20 protein-coding genes and 1 tRNA gene are annotated in these 24,861 nt (G+C 73.2%); 13 read left to right on the forward strand and 8 right to left on the reverse strand.

The genetic code is table 11. The annotated features are described in order from the left end of the window. Positions 1-1,254, reverse strand: a complete 1,254-nt coding sequence (locus PX701_RS03805; protein ID WP_275505516.1) for an APC family permease — start codon at positions 1,252-1,254, stop codon at positions 1-3. Positions 1,255-1,337: 83 nt separating this feature from the next. Here PX701_RS03805 and PX701_RS03810 point away from each other — a divergent pair, with 83 nt between their 5' ends. Further along, complete coding sequence (locus PX701_RS03810; protein WP_275505517.1) at positions 1,338-1,853, forward strand: YbaK/EbsC family protein; 516 nt, start codon at positions 1,338-1,340, stop codon at positions 1,851-1,853. Between the two features lie 263 nt (positions 1,854-2,116). After that, positions 2,117-2,770, forward strand: a complete 654-nt coding sequence (locus tag PX701_RS03815; protein WP_275505518.1) for a helix-turn-helix domain-containing protein — start codon at positions 2,117-2,119, stop codon at positions 2,768-2,770. Between the two features lie 32 nt (positions 2,771-2,802). On the opposite strand, the gene galK is transcribed toward PX701_RS03815, so the two are convergent. Both galK and galT read right to left on the reverse strand, forming a co-directional pair. Further along, positions 2,803-3,957: a galactokinase gene (gene galK, locus PX701_RS03820; protein ID WP_275505519.1), complete on the reverse strand. Its 1,155-nt coding sequence runs from the start codon at positions 3,955-3,957 to the stop codon at positions 2,803-2,805. Further along, positions 3,954-5,087: a galactose-1-phosphate uridylyltransferase gene (galT, locus tag PX701_RS03825; RefSeq protein ID WP_374201163.1), complete on the reverse strand. Its 1,134-nt coding sequence runs from the start codon at positions 5,085-5,087 to the stop codon at positions 3,954-3,956. Before galT ends, galK begins: the two co-directional genes overlap by 4 nt. A gap of 140 nt (positions 5,088-5,227) precedes the next feature. Between galT and PX701_RS03830 the strand changes: the two genes are divergently transcribed. Next, positions 5,228-6,079: a DeoR/GlpR family DNA-binding transcription regulator gene (locus PX701_RS03830; protein ID WP_231430213.1), complete on the forward strand. Its 852-nt coding sequence runs from the start codon at positions 5,228-5,230 to the stop codon at positions 6,077-6,079. Further along, on the forward strand, positions 6,076-7,008 hold the full coding sequence (locus PX701_RS03835) for an aldose 1-epimerase family protein (RefSeq protein ID WP_275505520.1): 933 nt from the start codon (positions 6,076-6,078) through the stop codon (positions 7,006-7,008). Before PX701_RS03830 ends, PX701_RS03835 begins: the two co-directional genes overlap by 4 nt. Positions 7,009-7,010: 2 nt before the next feature. Here PX701_RS03835 and PX701_RS03840 read toward each other — a convergent pair whose 3' ends face one another. After that, positions 7,011-8,186: a MarP family serine protease gene (locus PX701_RS03840; RefSeq protein WP_275505521.1), complete on the reverse strand. Its 1,176-nt coding sequence runs from the start codon at positions 8,184-8,186 to the stop codon at positions 7,011-7,013. A 189-nt stretch (positions 8,187-8,375) separates the two neighbouring features. Here PX701_RS03840 and PX701_RS03845 point away from each other — a divergent pair, with 189 nt between their 5' ends. Continuing rightward, positions 8,376-9,425 carry an LLM class F420-dependent oxidoreductase gene (locus tag PX701_RS03845; RefSeq protein WP_275505522.1) on the forward strand — a complete coding sequence of 350 codons (1,050 nt, stop codon included), beginning with the start codon at positions 8,376-8,378 and terminating at the stop codon, positions 9,423-9,425. Here the strand turns inward: PX701_RS03845 and PX701_RS03850 are convergent. Beyond that, positions 9,406-10,557 (reverse strand): hypothetical protein, encoded by a 1,152-nt coding sequence (locus tag PX701_RS03850; RefSeq protein WP_275505523.1) that lies wholly within the window; start codon positions 10,555-10,557, stop codon positions 9,406-9,408. The genes PX701_RS03845 and PX701_RS03850 overlap by 20 nt on opposite strands. A gap of 157 nt (positions 10,558-10,714) precedes the next feature. On the opposite strand from PX701_RS03850, the gene PX701_RS03855 reads away from it, so the two are divergent. Then, complete coding sequence (locus tag PX701_RS03855) at positions 10,715-12,052, forward strand: sensor histidine kinase (protein WP_275505590.1); 1,338 nt, start codon at positions 10,715-10,717, stop codon at positions 12,050-12,052. Continuing rightward, positions 12,049-12,720, forward strand: a complete 672-nt coding sequence (locus tag PX701_RS03860; protein ID WP_275505524.1) for a response regulator transcription factor — start codon at positions 12,049-12,051, stop codon at positions 12,718-12,720. The genes PX701_RS03855 and PX701_RS03860 overlap by 4 nt, the downstream gene beginning before the upstream one ends. Positions 12,721-12,805: 85 nt before the next feature. Here the strand turns inward: PX701_RS03860 and PX701_RS03865 are convergent. Further along, positions 12,806-12,880: transfer RNA gene (locus PX701_RS03865), tRNA-Lys, on the reverse strand. 7 nt (positions 12,881-12,887) lie between these two features. Here PX701_RS03865 and PX701_RS03870 point away from each other — a divergent pair. After that, a complete protein-coding gene (locus PX701_RS03870) occupies positions 12,888-13,367 on the forward strand; it encodes a hypothetical protein (RefSeq protein ID WP_275505525.1) in 480 nt (159 codons plus the stop codon). A 291-nt stretch (positions 13,368-13,658) separates the two neighbouring features. Next, complete coding sequence (locus PX701_RS03875) at positions 13,659-14,297, forward strand: DNA-directed RNA polymerase subunit beta (protein ID WP_275505526.1); 639 nt, start codon at positions 13,659-13,661, stop codon at positions 14,295-14,297. A gap of 231 nt (positions 14,298-14,528) precedes the next feature. Here PX701_RS03875 and PX701_RS03880 read toward each other — a convergent pair whose 3' ends face one another. Together PX701_RS03880 and PX701_RS03885 are read right to left on the reverse strand one after the other, a co-directional pair. Next, positions 14,529-15,449, reverse strand: a complete 921-nt coding sequence (locus PX701_RS03880) for a transglutaminase-like domain-containing protein (protein ID WP_275505527.1) — start codon at positions 15,447-15,449, stop codon at positions 14,529-14,531. After that, positions 15,446-16,351: a MerR family transcriptional regulator gene (locus PX701_RS03885; protein WP_275505528.1), complete on the reverse strand. Its 906-nt coding sequence runs from the start codon at positions 16,349-16,351 to the stop codon at positions 15,446-15,448. Before PX701_RS03885 ends, PX701_RS03880 begins: the two co-directional genes overlap by 4 nt. Positions 16,352-16,402: 51 nt before the next feature. Between PX701_RS03885 and PX701_RS03890 the strand changes: the two genes are divergently transcribed. The 4 genes from PX701_RS03890 to PX701_RS03905 all read left to right on the forward strand — a co-directional run bounded on the left by PX701_RS03890 (position 16,403) and on the right by PX701_RS03905 (position 24,806). Beyond that, entirely contained in the window at positions 16,403-17,290 is an 888-nt protein-coding gene (locus PX701_RS03890) for an aminodeoxychorismate lyase (RefSeq protein ID WP_275505529.1), read from the forward strand. 112 nt (positions 17,291-17,402) lie between these two features. After that, complete coding sequence (locus PX701_RS03895; RefSeq protein ID WP_275505530.1) at positions 17,403-19,922, forward strand: helix-turn-helix transcriptional regulator; 2,520 nt, start codon at positions 17,403-17,405, stop codon at positions 19,920-19,922. 176 nt (positions 19,923-20,098) lie between these two features. Further along, a complete protein-coding gene (locus PX701_RS03900) occupies positions 20,099-22,711 on the forward strand; it encodes a glycosyl hydrolase family 18 protein (RefSeq protein ID WP_275505531.1) in 2,613 nt (870 codons plus the stop codon). Positions 22,712-22,943: 232 nt separating this feature from the next. Further along, positions 22,944-24,806, forward strand: coding sequence for a glycosyl hydrolase family 18 protein (locus tag PX701_RS03905; protein ID WP_275505532.1), 1,863 nt, complete (start codon positions 22,944-22,946; stop codon positions 24,804-24,806). The last annotated feature ends 55 nt before the right edge of the window (positions 24,807-24,861 follow it).

A 24,861-nucleotide genomic window follows, 5' to 3' on the forward strand; every position in this document is an offset into this window, starting at 1 on the left:
CTATCGGCGGCGCCTTCGGAGCGCCTGGGTCACGAGGCGCCAGGCGGCGCCGACGACGAAGACGGCGACGCCCGCCGCGATCGCGCCAGGCGGCAGCGTGACGACGAGCACGATGCAGCCGATCGCGCCGAGCACCGACAGCGCGCGGGGGACGCGGCGTTCGTTCGCGGGCTGGGTGATCGCGGCGAGGTTGGCGACGAGGTAGTAGCCGAGCACGCCGAACGACGAGAAGCCGATCGCCTGGCGCAGGTCGACCGTGAGCACGAGGGCGACGACCGCCACCGCGACGACGATCTCGGCGACGTGCGGCACCCGGTACCGCGAATGCACCGAGGCGAGCGGGCGCGGAAGCTCGTCGTCGCGGGCCATGGCGAGCGCGGTGCGGCCGATGCCGGCGATGAGCGCGAGGAGGGCGCCGAGTGCGGCGGCGGCCGCGCCGACGCGCACGATCGGGGCGGCCCAGGTCCAGCCGACGTCGTCGACGAGGTCGACGAGCGGTGCGGTCGACGTCGCGAGTGCATCGGCGCCGAGGGTGGCGAGCAGGACGGAGCCGATGAGGGCGTAGAGCGCGACCGCGATGCCGAGGGCGACCGGGATGGCGCGCGGGATCGTCCGGGCGGGGTCGCGCACCTCCTCGCCGAGGGTCGCGATGCGCGCGTAGCCGGCGAAGGCGAAGAAGAGGAGGCCCGCCGACTGCAGGATGCCGGGCCAGCCGGCATCGAGCAGCCCGTCGAGGGGGATGCCGCGCTGGAGGAGCGGACCGGCGCCGGCCGCGATGACGAGCAGCAGCACCGAGATCACGGCCGCGACGATGATGCTCGCGGCCCGGGCCGTGCGGGTGATGCCGCGGAGGTTGACGGCGGCGAGCACGATGACGGCCGCGGCGGCGACGGGTCGCTGCCATGCCGTTGGGACGAGGTACGCGGCGAACGTCATGGCCATCGCGGCGCAGCTCGCGGTCTTGCCGACGACGAACCCCCAACCGGCGAGGAATCCGGGCCATGCTCCGAGCCGCTCGCGCCCGTAGCGGTAGGCGCCGCCCGACTCGGGGTAGCGCGCAGCGAGCTGCGCGGTGGAGCTCGCATTCGCGAAGGCGACGATCGCGGCGATCGCGAGGCCGATGAGCAGCCCCTCGCCGGCGGCGGCAGCGGCGGGGGCGAACGCGGCGAAGACGCCGGCGCCGATCATGGCGGCGAGGCCGATCACGACGGCGTCGCGGAGCCCGAGTCGGCGGGCGAGCGAAGGCTGTGGCACGCGCGCACTCTACGCCATCGGGGTGTCGCGCCCGTTTCTCGGCTCAGCGCGGCACCAGCCGCGACGCGCCATAGGATCGGGAGATGAGCTCACCCGCTTCCGCCCCGTCGCATGCTGCCGTCGACCGCGTCGCCGCGGCCCTCGCCGCGCAGGGACTCGAGCCCGAGATCGTGTGGTTCGACGACGCCGTGACGACCGCCCAGCTCGCGGCCGACGCGCTCGGCGTCGAGGTCGGCCAGATCGCCAACTCGCTCGTGTTCACGCTCGATGACGAACCGATCCTCGTGCTCACGTCGGGCGCCCATCGCGTCGACACCGAGTGGCTGGGATCGGAGCTCGGCGGCGTCATCCGGCGAGCGTCGAAGGAGACCGTGAAGGCGGCGACCGGCCAGGTGATCGGCGGCGTCGCGCCGCTCGGCCACCCCGCTCCGGTGCGCACGATCGTCGACACCGACCTCGCCGCCTACCCCGTCGTGTGGGCCGCCGCCGGGCACGCCAAGACCGTGTTCCCCACCACCTTCGACGACCTCGTCCGCATCACCGGCGGCACGCCTCGCGCCGTCGAGCCCGCCCGAGAATCGGCCGCCGAGTCAGCCTGACCGGAATCGCGCGGCATCCGCGCGCCACGGCGGAACTTCCCTGCGGCCCACAGGCCTGCGTTTGCGCTGCATCCCGCTCGCGGCCGGCTTCCACGCCGATGTCGATCCCCCCTCCCGCGACTACGACACTGAGTCGCAGGGCGATTCAGTGTCGTAGTCGCGCCGAGGGAATCACGACGGCGTGATGGATGTGGGTGGCGAGCAGGACACTGCCTCCTGAGAGCACCTGCAGTGGCGCAGGTCGCGCCCGGGGCGGAGGACCGATGGAGAAGAGCGGAGGACCGCTGGAGGGGAGACGGAGCGACGGGGAACCCGTCGCTGCGCAGACCCCTCGATTCGATGTGGTCGGCGTGGTCCTCAGGGTTCGTCGACAGCTCGACCTGAGCCAACGAGACCTCGCACGACGGTTGGGCGTCAGCCACGCGGCGATCGCACGTGTCGAGGCGAATCGGAACGGCATCGACGTGGCCGACCTCGAGCGGCTCGTCGGCCTCGCGGGCATGCGTCTCGCGGTGCTGGACGAGTCGGGCGCCGAGATGGCCCCGATTCCGCCCGACTGGGTGCGCGACAACGCCGGACGGCGTCTGCCAGTTCATCTCGACGTGCGCCCGCCCGACGACCGCCCACGCTCGAGGCCCACCGATATCCACTACGACCGTGCCGAGCCGAACGCCTGGTACCACCATCGAGCGCACCGTGATGAGCGGCGCGCCCGCGGTCTCCATGCGGTGAACGACGATGGGCCGACCACGAGCGCCCTCAGGTTCGAGGCGCAGCGACGCCTTCGAGACCGACTCGAGCGTGCCGCATCCCTCGCGAGACGCGATCCGATACTGCTCGACGATTGTCGTTGTCGTGTCGACTGCTGGGAGGCCGGCGACTGTGCGGCCGACTGCGATTGCGAGTGCGGCACCTGATCCGGAGGCGACGCGACTCCGGTCGGCGCCGATCAGGCGTCCCGGCGGGCGCCCTCCGATGCGCGAACCGTGAAGACGATGGGTGCGCGGTAGCCGTGGTCGGCGAAGGCCGCGGTCACCGCGCGGGTCACGTCGGGAACGAGGGCCTCGGGGACGAGCGCGATCGCCGAACCGCCGAAGCCTCCGCCCGTCATGCGGGCGCCGATCGCGCCCGACGACTGCGCGGTCGCCACGGCGAGGTCGAGTTCCGGCACCGAGATCTCGAAGTCGTCGCGCATCGACACGTGCGAGGCATCCAGCAGGGAGCCGATCGCCCCCGCCCCGTGCTCCCGCAGCGTGCGCACGGTGTCGAGCACCCGCTGGTTCTCGGTCACGACGTGGCGCACCCGACGGAACGTCTCGTCGTCGAGCACCTCGGCCGCGCGGGACAGGCCGTCGACCCGCAGGTCGCGCAACGACTCCACGCCGAGGCTCCGGGCACCCGCCTCGCACGACGCCCGACGCGCGGCGTAGCCGCCCGAGGCGTGGGCGTGCGCCACGCGGGTGTCGACCACGAGGAACGAGAGGTCCTCGGCCTCCAGGCCGAGCGGGATCACGTCGGCGTCGAGGCTGCGGCAGTCGAGGAACACCGCCGAGTCGGCTGCGCCGAGCAGCGAGGCCGTCTGGTCCATGATGCCCGTCGGGGCGCCGACCACGCGGTTCTCGGCGAGGCGGCCGACCTTCGCGAGCGTGGGGCGGTCGAGACCGAGCCCCCAGTGCTCGTCGAGCGCGAGCGCGACCGCGCACTCGATCGCCGCCGAGCTCGACAGGCCCGCACCGATCGGCACGTCCGAGGTGATGTAGAGGTCGACCCCGCGGGCGTGGTCGAGATCGGCGCCGAACTCCCGCAGCGCCCACGCGACGCCGAGCGGGTAGGCGGCCCACCCCGACACGGCGTCGGGGGTGAGGTCGTCGAGGCCGATCTCGACCGACTCGGGCTCGTGGCTCGTCGCCACGCGCAGCACCCGGTCGTCGCGGTCGCCGAGCGCGACCGTCGTGCGACGGTCGATCGCGAAGGGGAACACGAAGCCGTCGTTGTAGTCGGTGTGCTCGCCGATCAGGTTCACGCGGCCGGGCGCCGACCACACCCCGGCCGGCCGTCGGCCGAACCACTCGGCGAATCCGTGGGCGGCGTCGGCGACGGTCATTCTGCGACTCCTTCGATCGCGGCGCGCAGCGCCTCGGCCTGTGCTTCGGGCGGGACATCCCCGACCCATGCTCCCATCGCGGCCTCGGAGCCGGCGAGGTACTTCAGCTTGTCGGCGCCGCGGCGCGGGCTCGTGAGCTGCAGCATGAGCCGCACCTCGTCGCGACGCTCGTGCACCGGCGCCTGGTGCCAGGCCGCGATGTACGGCGTCGGCGTCTCGTAGAGCCGGTCGACGCCGCGCAGGAGCCGCCGGTAGAGCACCGCGAGCTCGTCCCGCTCGTCGAGGTTCGTCGCCGCGAGGTCGGGCACGTGACGGTGGGGGAGCAGGTGCACCTCGATCGGCCAGCGGGCCGCGAACGGCACGAACGCGCTCCAGTGCTCGCCCTCGAGCACGATGCGCGGGCCGCCGCGTTCCCGCTCGAGCAGGTCGGCGAAGAGTCCGGGGCCGTAGCCGTCGATCGAGGCGAGCAGTCGCTCGGTGCGCGGCGTCACATAGGGGTAGGCGTAGATCTGACCGTGCGGATGCCCGAGCGTCACGCCGATCTCGCGGCCGCGATTCTCGAACGGGAAGACCTGCTGCACCCCGGGCAGCCCCGAGAGCTCGGCCGTGCGGTGCGCCCACGCCTCGATCACGGTTCGGGCGCGAGAGACCGGCTGCGTGCCGAACGAGCCCTCGTGCTCGGGGCTGAAGCAGACCACCTCGCACCGGCCGACCGAGGGCAGGCGGCGCTCGAGGCCGACGCGGCGGAGCCCGGCGAGCCCGCCTTCGGCGCCCTGAGCCGGCCGAATGGCGGGCCCGAACGACGGCGACCGGTTCTCGAACACCGCGACGTCGTACCGGCTCGGGATCTCGGACGGGTTGCCCGGCGACTGCGGCGCGAGCGGGTCGAGCTCGGCGGGCGGGAGCACGACCCGGTTCTGTCGGGCCGCGGCGATCGAGATCCACTCGCCGGTGAGCACGTCCTGCCGCATCTCGGCCGTCGCCGGGCGAGGGCCGAGCTCGCGCTCGTCGATCGACCGCTCGTCGGGCAGCGTCGTGTCGACGTCGTCGAAGTAGATCAGCTCGCGACCGTCGGCGAGTGTCGTGCGTCGTACGGCGATGCGGGGGTCGACGGCGTGCTGGTCGACGATGCGCGGGGCGCCGGTGGGCGTCGAGGATGCCTCGGCGGGGTCACGGGTCTCGGTCACGCCGCACACCCTACGCGACTTTCGTTTCGCAAACAAACCACTTTCGTATTGCAAAGTCAGGTGGGAAGCCGCATGATTCCCCTATGAGCGACCAACCACGGCTCGACGCCCAGGTCGACGCGCCCCGCCGCCGTGAGCTCGCGCGAGCCCTCGTCGCCGAGCGCGGGTTCGTGCGCGTCGCCGAGCTGAGCCGCGCCTTCGGCGTGACGACCGTCACCGCCCGTGCCGACCTCGACGCGCTCGAACGCCAGGGCATGATCCGCCGGGTGCACGGCGGCGCCGTGCCCGCCGGCGCTCCCGGCGTCGACCGGCCCGAACGCGAGCCGAGCTTCGAGGAGGCGCTCGAGGCGTCCGTCGAACCGAAGCGCCGCATCGGAGCGCACGTGGCCGGTCTCGTGCGCAGCGGGCAGAGCCTCATCCTCGACGTCGGCACCACGACCCTGCAGGTCGCGCGCGCGCTGAAGCAGCGCAGCGACCTCGACGACGTCGTCGTGTTCACGAACGGCCTCTCGATCGCCCTCGAGCTCGAGTCCGAGATCCCGAGGTTCCAGGTCGTCGTCACGGGAGGCACGCTGCGTCCGCGCCAGCACTCGCTCGTCGACCCGCTCGCCGGCTCGATGCTGCGCGACGTGCACGTCGACCTCGCCGTCATCGGCTGCAACGGGGTCGATCCGGTGCACGGCGTCACCAATGCGAACCTGCCCGAGGCGCAGGTGAAGGCGCTCATGCTGCAGCGGGCGGCGCGAGCCGTCGTCGTCGCCGACGGGTCGAAGGTCGGCGAGGTGCACCTCGGTCGCGTCGGCCCCGTCGACGCGTTCGACGAGCTCGTCACGGATGCCTCGGCGCCGCACCCGGTCGTCGCCGAACTGGAGGAGGCCGGACTCGCGGTCGTCACCGCGCACGCACCCGATGCAGACCATAGAGTTGGTCCATGACCCTTCCCACGGGCGAGCAGTTCGAGCTCGAGACGACGACGTCGAGCGGTGAGATCCGGGCCACCGTCACGGCCGTCGCCGCCGGGCTCCGCACCCTCAGCATCAACGGCATCGACCTCGTTCCCGCCTACGGCGAAGACCAGTCGCCGCCGATGGGCGCCGGCATCGTGCTCGCGCCGTGGCCGAACCGCATCCGCGACGGCCGGTGGAGCCACGACGGCGTCGACCACCAGCTCGCGATCACGGAGCCGGCCCGCGGCAACGCGATCCACGGGCTGCTGCGCTACACCGAGTACAGCGCCGTCGACCGAGAGCGCGACTCGGTGACGCTCGCCGCGCGCATCTACCCGCAGCTCGGCTACCCGTTCCTGCTCGGCACCGCCGTGCACTACGAGCTCGTCGCCGACGGCCTGCGCGTCACGCACTTCGTCGAGAACCTCGGCGCCGACACGGCCCCCGTCGCGCTCGGCACCCATCCGTACCTCAAGATCGGCGGCGTCCGCACCGAAGACCTGGTCCTGCGTCTCGACGCCGCGAGCCACATCGAGGTCGACGAGCGCCTGCTGCCGACCGGCGAGGTCCCGGTCGACGGCACCGAGTGGGACTTCCGCGAAGGACGTCGGGTCGGCGACGTGCAGCTCGACGACGCGTTCGGCGAGCTCGCGAGCGACGACGGCCAGGTGCTGCACACGCTCACCGCACCCGACGGGCGCAGCGTGTCGGTGTGGGCCGACGACGAGTTCGGCTACGTGCAGGTCTACACCTCGCGGGAGTACCCGGGCGAGGGCGGCGACGTCGCGATCGCGATCGAGCCGATGACCGCGCCGGCCGAGGCGTTCAACTCCGGCCGCGGCCTGCGGTGGCTCGGCCCGGGCGAGGAATGGCAGCTCAGCTGGGGCATCCGCTTCGAGGGCTTCTCAGCCGACTGACCTCACGCGGCGCACGCCCCCGAATCGACCGGGTCGTCGAGGGCGGATGCCTCCGCCGCGAGCGGCGCGAGCGTCGACACGGGAACCGCGAACCCCACCGTCGCGACGGTCTCGGACCGGGCGAACACGACGCCGGCGACCTCGCCGTCGACGTCGAGCACCGGCCCGCCCGAGTTGCCGGGATCGACGTCGGCCGACAGCGTCATGACGTCGCGCGTCGACGTCGCGCCGTCGGTCGAGATCGTGAGCGGTCCGCTCGCCGCGACGCGCGCCGGTCGGAGTTCCAGCGGCCCGCCGAACGGGTACCCCGCGACGGCGACCTCGTCGCCGAGGGCGGGTTCGTCGATGGGCAGCGCCGGGGCGTCGAGCCCGTCGACCGCGATGACCGCGAGATCGTGCTCGGGGTCGAACGCGACGACCCGGCCGGCGACGGCGGGGAGCCCCGGCGCTTCGACGATCGGTTCGTCGACGCCCGCGACGACGTGCGCGTTCGTCACGATGCGGTCGTCGGCGACGACGAACCCCGACCCCGACACGTTGCTGCCGCACCGGAACGCCGTGCCCGTGATGCGCACGACCGACCGCGACGCCTCGGCGATCGCGGGCGAGTCGACGCCGCCCTGCGGCGGCGGCTCGGTCGGCAGCGGCGTGTCGAGCACGTCGACGAGCCACGGCAGCCCCTCGCCGAGCGCCGCGGCACGGAGCTCGGCCATGGCCGACCTCGCCGGCGGCGGCGTCACCTGGTCGAGCGCCCGGACGACGGTCGATCCGGCCACGGCGGGCGAGAGCACCGGAACGCCCATCGCCGCGACGCCCGATGCGACGAGGGCGACGACGAACGCGGTCACGATGAGGTTGCCGACCAGACCCAGCGCCCGGTCGAGCACGCCGAGCTTCACCCGGTGCGCGCCGCGGCGGAGCGCACGGCCCACGATCGCGCCGAGCCAGGCGCCGAGCGACAGCAGCACGAGCGCCACGGCGATCGCGACCGGCGCGCGCAGCTCGGGCAGGGGCACGAGCCCGGCGAGCCAGGGCATCGCGAACCAGGCGGCGATGCCGCCCGCGATGAGCCCGATGAGGCCCGCGGCGGTGCGCAGCAGCCCCGCACGCCAGCCGTTCACGGCGGCTCCGATGAAGACGAGCACGAGCAGGATGTCGAGCACGAGGCTCCAGCTCACGGATCCTCCTCCCGTCGGGGCATGCTGGCGGTCGTTTGGAGTCCAGCCTGCGGCATCCGACTCGGAGCAACCTGAGGGTCGTCGGAACCCCACAACCGGCGCGGCGGGTGCCCGAGCCGTTCGGTAGCCTCTGATGGGCCCGTGCCGACGGCCGGGCACACCACGACCCCACACGACGAGGAGTGACGGATGCGCGTCGGCATGTTCCTGAACTACGCGGGCGGCTTCCGCGAAGCGGCCGACGAGGTCGCCGAGCTCGAGGCATCCGGCGTCGATCTCATCGCGGTGCCCGAGGCGTACTCGTTCGACGCGGTCAGCCAGCTCGGCTTCCTCGCCGCCCGCACCGAGCGGCTCACGCTCATGAGCGGCATCCTGCAGCTGTACACCCGCACGCCCACGCTCACCGCGATGACGGCCGCAGGGCTCGACTACGTGTCGGGCGGCCGGTTCGAGCTCGGCATCGGCGCCTCGGGACCGCAGGTCATCGAGGGCTTCCACGGCGTCAAGTACGACGCCCCGCTCGGGCGCACCCGCGAGATCATCGACGTCTGCCGCATGACGTGGCGGCGCGAGCCCGTCGTGCACGAGGGACGCAACTACACGATCCCGCTGCCCGCGGGCGAGGGGACCGGGCTCGGCAAGCCGCTGAAGCTCATCAACCACCCGGTGCGCGAGCGCATCCCGATCACCGTCGCCTCCCTCGGGCAGAAGTCGGTCGAGCAGACCGCCGAGATCGCCGACGGCTGGCTGCCGATGTTCTACCACCCCGAGCGCGCGGGCGACGTGTGGGGTGCCGCGCTCGCCGCGGGCACCGCGAAGCGCGATGCCGCGCTCGGCCAGCTCGACGTGTTCGCGAGCCCCGCGCTCGCCATCACGGAGGACCCCGAGCTCGAGGCCATGGCGCTCGCCGCGGCGAAGCCGCAGCTCGCCCTCTACGTCGGCGGCATGGGCGCCCGCGGCAAGAACTTCTACAACGACCTCGTCGCGAGCTACGGGTTCGAGGCGGAGGCCGCGCACATCCAGGACCTCTACCTCGACGGGCGCAAGCAGGAGGCGGTCCAGGCGGTGCCCGACGAACTCGTGCGGGCGATCTCGCTCATCGGCCCGGCCTCGGTCGTCGCCGAGCGCGTCGCGGCATTCGCCGCGAGCGGGGTCACGACCCTCGCCGTGACCCCGCTCGCGCGCACCTCCGCCGAGCGCGTGGCGCTCATGGCCGGGTTCAGGCGACTGGTCGGCTGAGCTCGCGGCGCCACGCCGCGTAGGCCCAGACGGCGAGGGCGAGCATCGGCCCCCAGAACCAGAACGGCAGCAGCAGGTCGAACACGATGGCCTCGCCGAGCGTCGGGCTTCCCGCCGCCACGATGAGCATCGGCACGGCCGAGATCGTGACGACGGTCGCCGCGGCGAGCCCCGGCACGACGGCGAGGCGCGCCGGAACCGTCCGGCCGCCGACCCGCGGCATCCACGCCGGGAAGACGAGCCCCCACGGCAGGATCAGGCCGAGGGTGAGCACCACCGCGGCGACGGCGCCCGCCCCGAGCATGAGCCCGGTCGTGAGCATCGCCGGCGAGAGCTCGTCGGCGGCGGGCGCGAAGAGCGGCCACGGCGTGAGCCAGCTCGCGCGGACCACGGCGTAGGGCAGCGGCCCGAGCGCGGCGAGCACCGTGAGCACTCGGCGGTGTCGCACGAGCCATCCCTCGAAGCGGCGCACCTCGCGCGTCGTGCGTCCGACCGAGACCGCGATCGCGACCCACGCCAGCACCGCGACGACCGAGATCGCCGAGACGGCGATGAGGCCAGCGTTCGCGACGAGCGCGGCGCCGAACTTGCCGAGGAACGTCGTGACGCCCTGCCAGGTGAGGCCGGCCCACGACACCGCGACGACGACGAGCGCGACGAGCAGCACGAGCAGGGGCACGCCGAGGCGCGGGGCGCGGACGACGAGGACGCACGTCGTCACGACGCCGGCGACGACCGAGCAGAAGCCGAAGACGTAGCCGGCGAAGGTGATCGTCCCGGCGTCTCCCAGCACGAGGGTCGCGGCGAGGGCGAGCAGTGCGGCGGCGACCGCGGCGACGAACGGGGCGCGCGGCTCGCGTGCGCCCCGGGCGAGCAGGGCGACGGCCACGACGATGCCGACGAGCCCGGTCGCGATCACGACGGCGGCGAACTGGGTCGGGTCGAGCACGGCGCTCGCGAGACTGCGCGACGACGCCGTGACGAACGGATCGGAATCGGGGACGAGCCACCATGCGGTGCCGAGCGCGGCGATCGCAGCCGATGCGAGCAACGCCGTCGCGGCGAGCCATCGCCTCGGGCGCGTTCGTGGGGGCACCGCGGTGGCGCCGGTGGATTCGCGGACGGAGGTCATCGTGTGCTCCTGTGCATCGTCGGAGGGGCGCCGCCGGGGCGCCCGCCGGGCGGATCCGCCGCCCCGGCTCCGCCAGCCTCGCGGCGGTCGCGGGCGGTTCGCCTCACCCGGTCGGGTGAGATGCGCCAGCAGCACGGCCGGTAGCGTGGGGCCGGTGATGGATGCCTCGGGGGAGTCGCGCGCACCGGGATACGCCGATCGGGTGACGGCGGCCGTGGCGGCCGGCGCGCTGCTGCCGTTCACGGTCGTCGAAGTGCTCGACGAGGCGGGCGGTCGCCACGCGGCCTGGGCGGCGGCCGTGCTCGGATGCTACGGGCTGCTGCATCTCCTCGTCGTCGTGCGGCGCCGGCTGCCGCGCACGGCGATCGCCGCGGCATCCGCACTCATGCTCGTGCTCGCCGCGCTGAGCGTGCCGGGCATGCCCGGGCTCGCGGTGCTGCAGGCGAGTTCGCTCGTCTACCTCGTCTTCGTCTTCGCCGCGGCCGCCGGCGACGACCTCGTCGCCGGCTGGGCGGCGCTCGGCTGCGGCCTCGCCGGCGCGGGCATCATGACCGGGCTCGTGATCGTCTCCGAGCGACCGAACGATGCGGCGATCGTCGCGAGCCCGGGCGCCGCGTTCGCGCTCGCCGGATCGCTCGCGGGCGGCATCGGCGTCGCGTGGGCGCTCGGCCGGTACCGGCGCGAGACCCTGCGCAAGCGGGCGGCCGAGCGCGTCGCCGTCGCGCGGGCCGCCGAGCTGCGGATCGAGACGGAGCTCCGGGCCGTCGCCGACGAGCGGCGTCGCATCGGCCGCGAGCTGCACGATGTCATCGCCCACTCGCTCGCGGTGATGGTCGCCCAGGCCGAGGCGACGAGGGTGCTCGTCGGGCGCGACGACGACCGGGCGAGGGTCGCCGTCGGGCACGTCGTCTCGACCGGCCGCGCGGCGATGCGGGACATGCGCGGGCTGCTCGGGGCGCTCGTCGAGCCCGGCGTTCGCGCCGGCATCCGTGACGAGGGCGGCGGGGGCGGCGAGTCGGCGCTCCGCGAGCCGAGCCCGGGGCTCGACGGCATCGCCGAGCTCGTCGAGCGCGCGCAATCACCCGGCCGCGCGGTCGAGCTCGTCGTGACCGGCACCGCGCGCGAGGTGCCGCCCGGACTCGCGCTGACCGCCTACCGGGTGGTGCAGGAGGCGCTCACGAACGTGCTGCGCCACGCATCGCCGCCGACGACGACCCGCGTCGGACTCGAGTGGGGGCGCGACCTCGTCGTGACCGTCGACGACGACGGGCAGCCGATCGGGCTGCCCATCCGCACGGGAGCGTCCGATGCGGGCGCCGGAGGTTCCGCCGCCGCGCGTGCGGCGAGCGGTCGAGGCATCCCGGGCATGCGCGAACGCGTCGCCCAGTTGGGCGGCAGCCTCGACGCCGGCCCCCGCCCCGACGGGCCGGGGTGGCGCGTCGTCGCCCGGCTTCCGCTCGTCGCGGCGCCCGTTCGAGCGGAGGGCGAGGAGTGACGGACGATCCGGCGGCCGCGCGCATCCGCGTGGCGCTCGCCGACGACCAGGAGCTCATCCGCTCGGCGCTCGCCGTCATGCTCGAGTCGCACGACGACCTCGAGCTCGTCGTCGAGGCCGCCGACGGTGCCGAACTCGTCGAGCACCTGCGCGCGCACCGTGCCGACGTCGTCGTGATGGACGTGCGGATGCCTCGGATGGACGGCATCGAGGCGACGCGGCGCGTGCGGGCGGAGCATTCCGCCGCGAGGGTGCTCGTGCTCACCACGTTCGACCTCGACGAGGTCGTGTTCGCCGCGATCCGGGCGGGCGCGAGCGGCTTCCTCACCAAGGACGCCTCGGCCGACGAGCTGGCGGCGGCGATCCGCGCCGTGCATGCGGGCGACGCGACCCTCGCGCCGCGCGCGACGGCGAGCCTCGTCGACTTCGTGGCGCGCGCGCCCGAGCCGGTCGACGCCGAGACGCTGCTGGAGCCGTTCACGGGGCGCGAGCGCGATGTGCTCGCGCTCCTCGTCACGGGCGCCTCGAACGACGAGATCGCCGAGCGGCTCTTCCTCACGGGCAACACCGTGAAGACGCACGTCAAGGCGATCCTCGCGAAGCTCGACCTGCCCGACCGCGTGCACGTCGTCATCTGGGCGTACGAGCGGGGGCTCGTGCCGCGGTGAGCGGCCTCCATTTCGGTGGTCGAAGATATGTTCGAAGCATGAAGCGCTCAACCGGCGAGCATCTCCCACCGCGATCGGCCCTCGATGGTGCCCCCGGGGAATTCCGACATCCCGACCCGCGGATTAAAAGTCCGCTGCTCTGCCTCTGAGCTACGGGGGCGACGCCGATGACGCAGGAGCGCTGCTCGGCTTGCCGACAGTCTAAGCCAATCGCCGATTTCAATCGGTTGCGATCGGCCCGCGATGGACTCCAGCCCATCTGCCGCGAGTGCAACACGCAGAAGGCTCGCGACTACGACGCGAGACACCGTGAGGCCCGCATTCGAGTGATCATGGCGCGCAAGGCAGTTCAGCGCCAGATCGCGCTCGCAGCGGTGGGCGACCACCTCCTCGACCACCCGTGCATCGATTGCGGTGAGGCCGACGTCCGGGTACTCGACTTCGATCACCGGGAGAACTGCGACGAGACCGCTGAGGTGATGAAGCTCGTTCAAGACGGGCACGGCCTGCTGCGCATCATGGCCGAGATCGACAAATGCGATGTCCGTTGCCGGAACTGTCATGCGAAGGTCACCTGCGAGCGCATGGGCGACGACTGGAGGTCAGGGCTCATGCGTCGTGCCGGAGACGACGGCCTGGCCTCGTAGCGCCGCGCACGGCGATGCGACCGGCCGCCGGCGCTCCCGGCGACCGGCCGCTCGCCATCTCGGCGACGGGGGTCGCGTCCGCCCGAACGGCCGAACGCTCGCCCTCGAGCGGCATCACGGTCAGCTCGCCGCCCGCCCGAGAATGCTTCGGGTGTGCATGACCCGCAGGCTAGTCCCGATCGCGACGGCATCGAAGCCCCCAGTGCGAGCGGCCCCCGCACAGGGGAGCACGGGGGAGCGCAGGGCACCCGGCCGGGGATGGCCGCACCCGACCGGAGTATCCTGTACCGAATGGCCGCCGACTTCCACCGCCCGACGAAACTCCCACCCGGAATGTTCGACGACTTCATCGGCGGGGCCGACCCGGCCCACCTCAACCGGGCGGCCCACGACACCGCGCAGGCCCTGCTCGCCCGGGTTCGCGCCGACCCCGACCCCGAGATCGTCGCCCGTCTCATCGCGTACACCGACCGCCACGGCATCGACGCGATCGCGGAGCTGTGGTCGGGTGCGTCGGCGAAGAGCCTGCCTGGCGCGCTCTGGCGCATCTACCTCCTGCGCACGCTCATCGGGCAGGACGCCGAGACGCTGAGCCTCGCCTACCGGCGCAGCACCGAGATGTCGCACACCATCGACCAGGTCGTCGCCGGTGCGGCGTCCCCGGCCGGCCCCGCCGAGATCCGCGAGCTGGCCGACCGGGTGCTGCACGGCGTGTTCACGGGCGACTTCGCGGTCGCGCTCGAGCGGGCGGCCGCGTTCGCGCGGGTCACGGCGACCGGTTTCACGAGCCTCGCCGACGACGCGGACGCCTCCGACTCGGTGCACCACGACCGCTCGGCCGCGCTCACGAGGCGGGCGCTGCGCCTCACCGAGCTCGGCGACGAGCTCACTGCCTGCGCGAAGCTCTGGCGGCGTGACGCACTCGACTGATTCGCCGGATGTGACCGTTCCGACCGAGCGTGGCCCCGCGAAGGGGCGCAGCCGGTCGGAACGGCCACGTCCGCGCTCCGCACATCGCATGGGGCGACCGGTGGCTCGCGTCGGGAATGAACCGCCCCTCGGTGTCGTTTAGACTGTCTGAGGCCGGCCGCAGTAACCCCGGGCTCCAAAATTCGCCGCTCCGAGCGGCCTCGCGCCGAGAGGCGTTCTGCGGCCGGCCTTTCACGTCTCCGCGGTCGCCCAAACGGTCGTGCGGGCCTCGAGATCGACGGTGCCGAACCCGCCGGCCGGCGAGAAGGTCGTCACCGTGCGCCCGGGCCGGACCCGCTCGTCCGTGCGCCAGAGCGCGGCGAGTTCCGCTTCGGCCGAGGCATCCCCGCCGTCGGCTGCGACGGTGAGCCGAGCGACGCGGTCGGCGAGGTCGAGGGCGTCGGCGGCGATCGGCGCGTCGGGGGCGTCCATCACGCCCCAGCCGTCCCAGAGCAACAGCTCGGTGCGCATGCGGTGGGCGAGGTCGCCGAGCACGTAGCCGTGCACGATCCAGGGCCCCGAGATCGGATGCCCCGGCGCCACCCCGTACCCGGCGAGGTCGATCTCGCCGGCGCGGTAGCCGAGCCAGGCCTCCGCGGCGGTCTCGAACGGCGAACCCGGTCCGGTCGGCAGGTCGTGCACGTCGAATCCGTGCGCCGCCGGGTCGAGCTCGGGATCGAAGCGCACCCAGCGGCCGTCGTGCCCGGCCTCGACGACGACGTGGTCGTGGCGGAACCCCGGCGTGAAGTAGCCCGCGAATCCGAGGCGGGTGCGTGCCGGGCGCCCGTGCTCGCGCAGGATCGACACCGCGAGCAGCGAATGGTCGCGGCAGCAGCCGCCGACTCGCCGGTCGGGCGCGCGCTCGGCGTCGAGCGGGCCGTCGGCGCGCTCCGTCGCGGCATCGAGGATCGACGCGATCCAGCGGCGGTCGATGTCGGCGAACTGTTCGGAGGTCACCGCGGGGTCGGCGCGGTAGTGGGTGATCGCGGCGGTCACCGCGCGGTGGATCGCGCCGGGCTCGGCGGCGACCCCCGCGACGAGCGCGCGATGGGCGCCCGGGTCGGAGAACGGCGAATGGCGGGCGTACTCGGCAGGGTTGGGGTGTCCGGTCATACCGGCATCGTCGAGTCGGTCCCAGGGGCCGGGTCAAGCCGGACACCGGGCCGCAGCGGCATCGCGACGCGCATCGCGATCTCGTCGGGGTCCTCGGGCCACGGCCCCGGGTACCACTCGCGCGGCGCCGCGGGCGCCGAGGCGTCCCGGCCGGCCGATGCCTCGGACGCGCCGGCGCCCGCCGCACCGCGCACCGCGTCGTAGAAGCGCAGCAGCTGCGGATAGACGACCTCGCGGGCGGTGACGTCGATGACCGCGTAGCGGGCTCCGGGCTCCATCCGCAGGGCGATGGTCCGCGTCGGGGCGGCCCGGCCGGTGAAGGGCACGGCGGTCTCGATGCGCCCGGGGAGGGCGTCGCCGACGGGGGAGTGGAAGAGCACCCAATGGCCGGGTCCCGCCGTGGCGCCCTCGCGCTCGAGGTGGCGCCCGATCTCGATCACGTCGGCGACGAAGCTCGGCACCAGTCGCGACTGCACGACCGTGCGGACGATGGTCGCGATCGACGTGTCGGGCATCGTCTCGAAGCGCACCCGTCCGCGCAACCCGTCGTCCGCCGTGCCGGCCCCCGCCACGGGGCCCGCGTCCGATGCGGCGAGCCGATCGACCGCCTGGCTGCGTTCCGCGAAGTCCTCGCGCTGCGCCGCCCACCAGCCGAGGAGCCGCTCGCGCGCCTCCGCGGGTGCCGCATCGAGCAGTCCGCCGATCTCGGCGAGCGGCAGGTCGATGCGGCGCAGCATCGCGATCGTGCGCGCGCGAGCCACCTGCTCGGGCGCGTATCGTCGGTAGCCCGTCCGCGGGTCGACGTCGGCCGGCACGAGCAGTCCGCTCGCGTCGTAGATCCTCAGCGCCTTGAGTGACAGCCCGGACGCCCGGCTCATCTCCCCGGTGCCGAGCGCGCGCATGCACCGTACGGTAGCGCATGGCGGCGAGGCATCCACGCCTACGATTGGTGCATGCCCGAGACCGTGACGTTCCTCATCGCGCCCCTCACCGCGGACGCACCCGCCGTCGACCTCGACTCGACGTTCCATGCGGTGGATGCCTCGGAGCCCGCATTGCGCGTCGGCGAACTGTCCACGCAGCGCGGCGACGGCATTTTCGAGACCCTCGCCGTCGTCGACGGTCATGCGCAGGAGGCGGAGGCGCACCTCGAGCGACTGCGCAACTCGGCGCAGATCTGCGAGCTCCCGGAGCCCAACCTCGCGCAATGGCGGGCGGCGATCGCCGCGGCGGTCTCGCAGCTGCCCGCGTCGGGCGAGTTCGCGCTGAAGCTCGTGCTCAGCCGGGGCGTCGAGCACGGCCCCGCGCCCACCGCGTGGCTTGCGGCCTCCCGCGCGGCCGATCGCACCGCCGAGCGCGAGCACGGGATCCGCATCGTCTCGCTCGACCGTGGCCTCGCGCACGACGCCGCGGCGAAGGCGCCGTGGCTGCTGCTCGGTGCGAAGACGCTGAGCTACGCGACGAACATGGCGGCGATCCGCGAGGCGAAGCGGCGGGGTGCCGACGACGCGCTCTTCGTCGCGAGCGACGGGTACGTCATGGAGGGGCCGACGTCGAGCGTCATCCTGCGCCACGGCGACGTCTACTCGACCCCAGAGCCGAGCGGCGCGATCCTGCGGGGCACGACGCAGCAGAGCCTCTTCGAGTTCCTCGAGCGCGACGGTCACGCGACGGAGTACCGGGACATCCCGGTCGCCGAGCTCGCGACCGCCGACGCGATCTGGCTGGTGTCGAGCGTGCGCCTCGCGGCGGGCGTGACCGCACTCGACGGAACGGCCGTGCCGTTCGACGCCGCCGAGACGCGACGGTTCAACGACTACCTGCTGAGCCCGCGCGACTGACGCCGGCCCGCCCCTCGAACGGGGAGTTGCGCTGCCGGCATCGGCCCTCGCGACCACTTTGTAAATGTTGCTAACATAACCCCACGCGACCGTGAAGCGAGCGGAGGGGCCGATGCCTGACACACCCGAGCACCCCCGGCCGCCCGCGCGGCACCGCTCGCCCGTCGACGCCTTCGAAGACACCCGCGCCGTCGTCGAACTGCTCGCCCGGCACCGGCTCGTCGCGGCTCCGCACGTCGCGGCTCGCCTCGGCCTCGCGCTCGGCGGCGACGCCGACGCGATCATCGAGGTCGCCGGGCTCCTGCGCGTCGCGCAGCGCCTCGGCCATGCCGTGCTGCCCGACCCGCTGCCGTCGGTGCCGGCCATCGAGGTCGCGATGGCACCGAGCGGGGCGCGGCTCGCAGCGTGGGAGCGGGAGCTGCTCGTCGTCGCGTCGGTGTGCGTCGACGACCGCATCGACGTGCTGCTCGCCGCATCGAACCGCCCCATGGCCGACCTCATCGACGGCGAGGTCAGCCGGCACCTGCTCCTCGTGGCCGGGCACTTCGCCTTCGCCGACCCGCGCATGCGCGTCTGGGTGCACGGTTCCGCGACGCTCGCCGAGCGGACGACCGCGCATGCGTCGCTCGCCCGGGCGTGCGCCCGGCTCGGCGATGCGCGACAGGCGACCTGGCATCGCTCGCTCGCGACGCTCGAGGGCTCGCGCGACCTCGTCGCGCCGCTCATCGAGATCGCGGAGTCCGCGGATGCGTCGGGCGAATCCGAGTGGGCCCATGCGGTCGCGCGAGAGGCCGCGAGCCACGCCTGCGGTGCCGAATCCGTGACCGCGTGGAGCATCGCGGGCCGCGCCGCACTGCACGGCGGGCACGTCGACGACGCGCGCGGCTGGCTCGACCGCGTCATCGAGCACGGCGACGAGCCCGCCCGCACGTCCGTGCTCGCCGACTACCTGACGGCCCGCGCGATCCTCGAGGGCGACGTCCCCGAGGTCGAGCTCGACCGCCGGCTCGCGGGGCTCGGCAACGAGATCGGGTCGGCGCTCGACGAGGCCGGCGGTGCGCTCGAACCGGGGGCGACGCCGACGGGACGCTCGACGGTCGATGCCGCGGCGCTCGACCCCGCGACGCGTCCGATGCGCCTGCAGCTCGCCCGGGCCGTCGCGACCGCCGCGGGGCTGCTCGCCGAGCGGGGGATGCTGCCGGCCGCCCGACGCCGACTCGCACAGGCTCGGGTCATCACCGAACGGTACGGCCTCGATCGGGCGCCGCTCGAGGCCGGCAGCGCCTGGTGCGCCCTCTTCGGCCTCGACGTCACCGGCGCTGCAGGCTCGACCGAGTCCGCCGACTCCGACGACGCCGTCGCGGTCTCGACCGGCGGCATCGCCCTCGTCGGGGGCGCGCGGGCGGTCGCAGCGGCCCTCGAGCGCGGTCTCGCCGGCGACCCGGCGGCCGCGGTGCGCTGGCTCGGCGCCGTGCGCGAGACGGCGGCGGACCCGGCGATCGCACGCGGTGACCGGTCGCCGCTCATGCGCGCCGCACGGGCGGTCGCGACGAGCCTGCTCGAACTCTGGGCGGGCGACGTGCGACGGGCCGCGCAGGTGCTCGCCCGCGGCGCGGCCGACCTGCCGATCGCGTCGCCGCTCGGCGGCATCGGCGCGGCCGTCGCACGGCGCATCGACATCATCACGACGGGCGAGGTCTCCGCGTTCGCCCGCGCGATCGAGGCCGCCCAACCCCCGTCGGCGGGAGCGGTGCGGTACGAGGAACTGATCGACCGCGCCGTCGCGGCCCACCTCGGCGGTGCGCGCACGGAGGCGGCCACGCTCGTCGCGCTCGCGACGGAGTTCGAGCGCGGCGGCGGACTGCACGTGCCCGGGCTCGACGCGGGCATCGACTGGTGCTCGACCGATGCCGGGCGGGCGGCGGGCGACCCGGCGGTGCGTCGGCCGCCCGACGCACTGCTCGCGAGCGCGCTGCGCCGGCGGATGCGCAGCACCGACCGCACGCGGTTCGAATCCGACTACCTCGCCGCGGTCGAGGGCGGGCGGGCGATCGCATCGGCCTACGAGCGGGCGCGCACCGAGCTCATGCTCGCGCGGGCCTGCGGCGAGGCGGGCGTGCCCGAGCGCGCCGAACGGCACCTGCTGGCGGCCGAGCACCTCTTCGGCGAGGCCGGCGCCGACGCCTGGCTCACGGCCGTCGCCCACGAACGTCGGGCGCTCGCTGCCGACGGGAGCCTCTCCCGCGCCGAGGGGCCCGTGCCGGCGGAGTCCGCGCCCGCGCTCACGACGAACCCGACGGGCGAACCCGCCGCGCGCGCGCGTCGCCCTCCAGAGGCATCCGCCGGCGTCCGCGACCGTGGCGCCACCTCTGGCGTCGTGGACGTGCCGGGCGATCCGCTCGCGGCGTGCCGGGCCGTGTGGACCGACGTGCTCACCGAGCGCGAACTCGAAGTCGCGATGCTCGTCGTGGAGGGTGCTTCGAACCGCGACGCGGCCGCCCGGCTCTACGTCTCGGTGCGCACCGTCGAGGTGCACGTCGGCCGGGTGTTCCAGAAGCTCGATGTGCACTCGCGGGTCGAGCTCGCGGTGCTCGCCCACCGCATGGCCCATGCGGCGCACGCCCTGCGCTGATCTCCGGCCGTCCGCGCCGCGAGCCGGTGCCGAATGCGACCCGCCGCTCGCCGCCGGCGACGTCTACGCAGTCCTACGTATGCGGGGTCGTACGGACGCGCTCGCGCCTCCGGCTCGAATAGCGTCGAGCCGCCGGGCGGCCTCCGCCGCGGCATCCCCAGTCAGTGAGGACTCGAATGCGCACACTCTCTTCTCGTGCCCGCTTCCGTGCGGGCGCGATCGTCTCGGGCCTGGCGCTCATCGGCACCCTCGGGTTCGCCGGCGCCACGGCCGCGACCGCCGCCACGACCGAGTGCGAACCCGCCTGGTCGTCGTCGGCGACGTACACGGGCGGCCAGCTCGTCTCGTACCAGAGCGTCAACTACAAGGCCAAGTGGTGGACGCAGAACAACGTCCCCGGTGCCGAGCAGTGGGGCCCGTGGGAGTCGCTGGGCGCGTGCGGCACGGTGAACCCGACGCCGACGCCGACGCCGACGCCGACGCCCACGCCGACGTCGACGCCCACGCCGACGCCCACGCCGACGCCGACGCCCACGCCGACCCCGACGCCCACGCCGACGCCGACCCCGGACCCCGGCGGCACCCCGTGGACGACGAACCCCGACGAGAAGTGCCGCCCCGACGGCCTCTACCAGACGCCCGGCGTCAACGTGCCCTACTGCACGATCTACGACGAGGCCGGCCGCGAGAAGCTGCCGAACGGCCTCGAGCATCGCGTCATCGGCTACTTCACGAACTGGCGCACGGGCCAGAACGGCCAGCCGCGCTACCTCGCGAGCGACATCCCGTGGAAGAAGCTCAGCCACATCAACTACGCCTTCGCCCACATCGACGGACAGGGCAAGGTCTCGGTCAACCAGGATGTCGCGGGCAACGCCTCGACGAAGATGACCTGGCCCGGCGTCGCCGGTGCCGAGATGGACCCGACGCTGCCGTACCAGGGGCACTTCAACCTGCTCACGAAGTACAAGCAGCAGAATCCGGGCGTGAAGGCGCTCGTCTCGGTCGGCGGCTGGGCCGAGACCGGCGGCCACTTCGACGCCGACGGCAACAGGGTCGCCGACGGCGGCTTCTACACGCTGACCGACTCGCAGGCGAAGATCGACGCGTTCGCCGACTCGGCGGTGCAGTTCATCCGCACCTACGGCTTCGACGGCGTCGACATCGACTACGAGTACGCCAACTCCAACGGCAAGGCCGGCAGCCCCGACGACTTCTCGTTCTCCGAGCCGCGTCGGGCGAAGCTCTGGGCCGGCTACGAGTCGCTCATGAAGACCCTCCGCGAGAAGCTCGACCGCGCCGGCGCCGCCGACGGCAAGCACTACCTGCTCACCGTTGCCGCACCCGCCTCGGGCTGGCTGCTGCGCGGCGCCGAGGTCTACCAGGTCACCCCGTACCTCGACTACGTCAACATCATGAGCTACGACCTGCACGGCTCGTGGAACGACTACGTCGGCGGCAACGGCCCGCTCTTCGACGACGGCAAGGACCCCGAGCTCGCCGCGGGCGGCGTGTACGGGGCGTACAACGGCATCGGCTACCTCAACACCGACTGGGCCTACCACTACTTCCGCGGTGCGATGCCGCCCGGCCGCATCAACGTCGGCGTGCCGTTCTACACCCGCGGCTGGGACGGCGTGCAGGGCGGGACGAACGGCCTCTACGGCAAGGCGCCGCTGCCCGACCAGACGAAGTGCCCCGCGGGCACCGGTCCGTCGCTCGGTGGCACGTCGAAGTGCGGCAACGGCGCGGTCGGCATCAACAACCTGTGGCACGACCTCGACAAGACCGGGGCCGAGGTGGGTGCCGGCGCCAATCCGATCTGGCACGTGCTCAACCTGCAGAAGGGCGTCGTGGGCGACTACACGGCGAGCTACGGCGCACCGACGTCGATCAGCGGTTCGTACACGCATCACTTCGACTCGGTCACGAAGACCGAGTGGTGGTGGAACGACACGACGAAGACCTTCCTCTCGGGCGACGCCGACCAGGCGATCGGCGCGAAGGCCGACTACATCGCGCAGCAGGGCATCGGCGGCGCGATGATCTGGGAGCTCGCGGGCGACTACTCGTACAACGCCCAGAAGGGCCAGTACGAGATGGGCTCGACCCTCGTGTCGCTGCTGCATGACCGGCTCGCGGCCTCGCAGCCGTACGACGCGGCGAAGGCCAACGTCGCGATGCCCGCGAAGTCGATCGACCTGCAGGTGAGGTTCTCCGAGTTCGCGCTCGGCGACAACAACTACCCGATCAACCCCAAGGTGACGTTCACGAACAACTCGACGACCGCGATCCCCGCCGGATCGAAGATCACGTTCGACACCGCGACGAGCGACACGGGCGCGATGGGCGAGCAGAACGGATGGGGCATCACGAAGGTCTCGAGCGATCACACCGGATCGAACGTCGGCGGCCTCAAGGGCGACTTCCACACGTACACGATCACGGTGCCATCGGGCGGCATCGCGGCGGGCGGCAGCGTCTCCACGAAGCTGAGCTGGCGCCTGCCGATGGCCGAGCTCTCGAACCTGCGGGTGAAGATCGGAACCGAGACCTACGCGGCGCTCTACGACCTGCCCCGCGGGGCGATGGTCGTCCAGCCGGGCGGCGGCTCGGGCTCCGGCGGCGGCACCGGCGGTACGTGCGACGCGTCCGCGTGGAGCGCGTCCGCGGTCTACACGGGCGGCCAGCAGGTCAGCTACGGGGGTGCCGAGTACACCGCGAAGTGGTGGACGCAGGGCGAGACGCCCGGCAGTGCGGCCGTCTGGGGCGACGCCGCCGCCTGCTGATCGAACAGGATGCCTCGGGCGGGGGTTCCGGCGACCGGAGCCCCCGCTCCGGCGTCCCGGCGCGCCCGGCGGCCCGCTGCGGGGGCTGTAGGTAGTTCCACGTACCCGTGGCCCCGCACGGCGCGGATCATGTGGATCGTGCGGACGCCGGGGCGAGGCATGCGTCCCTAGCGTGAGAGCGTCCAGGGGCGTGCACGATGCGCGTCCGGTTCCCCACACGACGAAGGACATCATGGAGAATCAGCAACGCACGCGACGGGGCCTGCGCACTGCGCTCGCCGCCGTCGCCACCGGCGCGATGGTCGCCGGCCTCGCCGCGTTCGGCGCGGCCGCACCGGCCGTCGCCGCAGAGCAGGCGCCGAGCGCCGTGAACGGCTACCGCAACGTCGGCTACTTCGCCCAGTGGGGCGTGTACGGCCGCGCGTTCCAGGCGAAGCAGCTCGAGGTGTCGGGCGCCGCCGACGATCTCACCCACATCAACTACGCGTTCGGCAACATCCACTACCAGGACCTCACCTGCTTCATCGCGAACAAGGCGCAGGGCACCGGGCCGACGGGATCCGACGGCGCGGGCGACGCGTGGGCCGACTTCGGCATGGGCTACACCGCGGCCAACTCGGTCGCCGGCGTCGCCGACACCTGGGACCAGAAGCTCGCGGGCTCCTTCAACCAGCTCAAGCAGCTGAAGCAGAAGCACCCGAAGCTCAAGGTCATGCTGTCGATCGGCGGCTGGACCTGGTCGAAGAACTTCTCCAAGGCGGCGGCCACCGACGCCTCGCGCAAGAAGTTCGTGAAGAGCTGCGTCGACCTCTACCTGCGCGGCAACCTGCCTGTCATCGACGGGCGCGGCGGCACCGGCGCGGCCGCGGGGGTGTTCGACGGCATCGACATCGACTGGGAGTGGCCCGGCTCGCAGAACGGCGAGGTCGGCAACTACGTCGACGAGGTCAACGACAAGGCGAACTTCACGCTGCTCCTCAAGGAGTTCCGCACCCAGATGGACGCCCTGACCGCGGAGAACGGGCACCCGTACCAGCTCTCCGCATTCCTGCCGGCGAACCCGGCCGACATCGCGGCGGGCGGCTGGAACAACCCCGAGAACTTCCGCTACCTCGACTACGGCAACATCCAGGGCTACGACCTGCACGGCGCTTGGGACCCGGCACTCACCGGCCACCAGGCGAACCTCTTCGACGATCCGGCCGACACCCGGCCGGCCTCGAAGAGGTTCAGCGTCGACAAGGCCGTGAAGGAGTACCTGAAGACGGGCATCTCGCCCAAGCAGCTCGGCATCGGCCTCGCCGCCTACGGCCGCGGCTGGCAGGGCGCGAGCTCGGCGAACGCATGGGGGCCGGCGACCGGTGCCGCCCCGGGCACCTGGGAGAAGGGCAACGAGGACTACGACAAGCTGAAGACCCTCGGCACCGACCACTACGACGCCGCGATCGGCGCGGCCTGGCGCTACGACGGCAACCAGTGGTGGAGCTACGACAACGCGCAGTCGACCGCGCGCAAGTCGCAGTACATCGTCGACCAGGGCCTCGGCGGGGGCATGTGGTGGGAGCTCGACGGCGACCGCCGGGGCGAACTGATCGGCACGCTCGCCGACCGGCTGCGCGCGGCGAAGTCCGGTCCGGCCACCGACCCGGTCGACACCACCGACCCGACGGATCCGACCGACCCGACGGATCCGACCGACCCGACCGACCCGACGGACCCGGGCGACTGCGCGTCGCCGGCCTGGAGCTCGACCGCGGTCTACACGGGCGGCCAGAAGGTCTCGTTCGGCGGCAAGGAGTACTCGGCCAAGTGGTGGACGCAGGGCGAGCAGCCCGGTACGTCCGCGGTCTGGGCGGAGGTCGGCTCGTGCACGACGGACCCGACGGATCCGACCGACCCGACGGATCCGACCGACCCGACCGACCCGACCGACCCCGGCACCTGTGCGGCCGCGGCGTGGAGCGCCTCGACCGCCTACACCGGCGGGCAGGTCGTGAGCTACCAGGGCAGCGAGTACCGGGCGAAGTGGTGGACGCAGAACAACGTCCCCGGCGCCGAGCAGTGGGGCCCCTGGGAGCTCGTGAAGGCCTGCTGATCCCGTCGTGAGACACGGATGCCTCGGAGCGAAGTCCGCTCCGAGGCATCCGTTT

Origin of the sequence: Agromyces chromiiresistens (genome assembly GCF_029167465.1) — a bacterium.
Taxonomy (GTDB): Bacteria; Actinomycetota; Actinomycetes; order Actinomycetales; family Microbacteriaceae; genus Agromyces; species Agromyces chromiiresistens.

What these genes read in the sequence shown, in the direction of transcription:
- PX701_RS03890 (WP_275505529.1), top strand. Translation starts at nt 16,403, where the DNA reads ATGCCCGAGACCGTGACGTTCCTCATCGCGCCCCTCACCGCGGACGCA.
- PX701_RS03895 (WP_275505530.1), top strand. Translation starts at nt 17,403, where the DNA reads ATGCCTGACACACCCGAGCACCCCCGGCCGCCCGCGCGGCACCGCTCG.
- PX701_RS03900 (WP_275505531.1), top strand. Translation starts at nt 20,099, where the DNA reads ATGCGCACACTCTCTTCTCGTGCCCGCTTCCGTGCGGGCGCGATCGTC.
- PX701_RS03810 (WP_275505517.1), top strand. Translation starts at nt 1,338, where the DNA reads ATGAGCTCACCCGCTTCCGCCCCGTCGCATGCTGCCGTCGACCGCGTC.
- PX701_RS03835 (WP_275505520.1), top strand. Translation starts at nt 6,076, where the DNA reads ATGACCCTTCCCACGGGCGAGCAGTTCGAGCTCGAGACGACGACGTCG.
- galK (WP_275505519.1), bottom strand. Translation starts at nt 3,957, where the DNA reads ATGACCGTCGCCGACGCCGCCCACGGATTCGCCGAGTGGTTCGGCCGA.
- PX701_RS03875 (WP_275505526.1), top strand. Translation starts at nt 13,659, where the DNA reads ATGGCCGCCGACTTCCACCGCCCGACGAAACTCCCACCCGGAATGTTC.
- PX701_RS03880 (WP_275505527.1), bottom strand. Translation starts at nt 15,449, where the DNA reads ATGACCGGACACCCCAACCCTGCCGAGTACGCCCGCCATTCGCCGTTC.
- PX701_RS03815 (WP_275505518.1), top strand. Translation starts at nt 2,117, where the DNA reads ATGGAGAAGAGCGGAGGACCGCTGGAGGGGAGACGGAGCGACGGGGAA.
- PX701_RS03885 (WP_275505528.1), bottom strand. Translation starts at nt 16,351, where the DNA reads ATGCGCGCGCTCGGCACCGGGGAGATGAGCCGGGCGTCCGGGCTGTCA.
- PX701_RS03850 (WP_275505523.1), bottom strand. Translation starts at nt 10,557, where the DNA reads ATGACCTCCGTCCGCGAATCCACCGGCGCCACCGCGGTGCCCCCACGA.
- PX701_RS03870 (WP_275505525.1), top strand. Translation starts at nt 12,888, where the DNA reads ATGACGCAGGAGCGCTGCTCGGCTTGCCGACAGTCTAAGCCAATCGCC.
- PX701_RS03845 (WP_275505522.1), top strand. Translation starts at nt 8,376, where the DNA reads ATGCGCGTCGGCATGTTCCTGAACTACGCGGGCGGCTTCCGCGAAGCG.
- PX701_RS03855 (WP_275505590.1), top strand. Translation starts at nt 10,715, where the DNA reads ATGGATGCCTCGGGGGAGTCGCGCGCACCGGGATACGCCGATCGGGTG.
- PX701_RS03830 (WP_231430213.1), top strand. Translation starts at nt 5,228, where the DNA reads ATGAGCGACCAACCACGGCTCGACGCCCAGGTCGACGCGCCCCGCCGC.
- PX701_RS03905 (WP_275505532.1), top strand. Translation starts at nt 22,944, where the DNA reads ATGGAGAATCAGCAACGCACGCGACGGGGCCTGCGCACTGCGCTCGCC.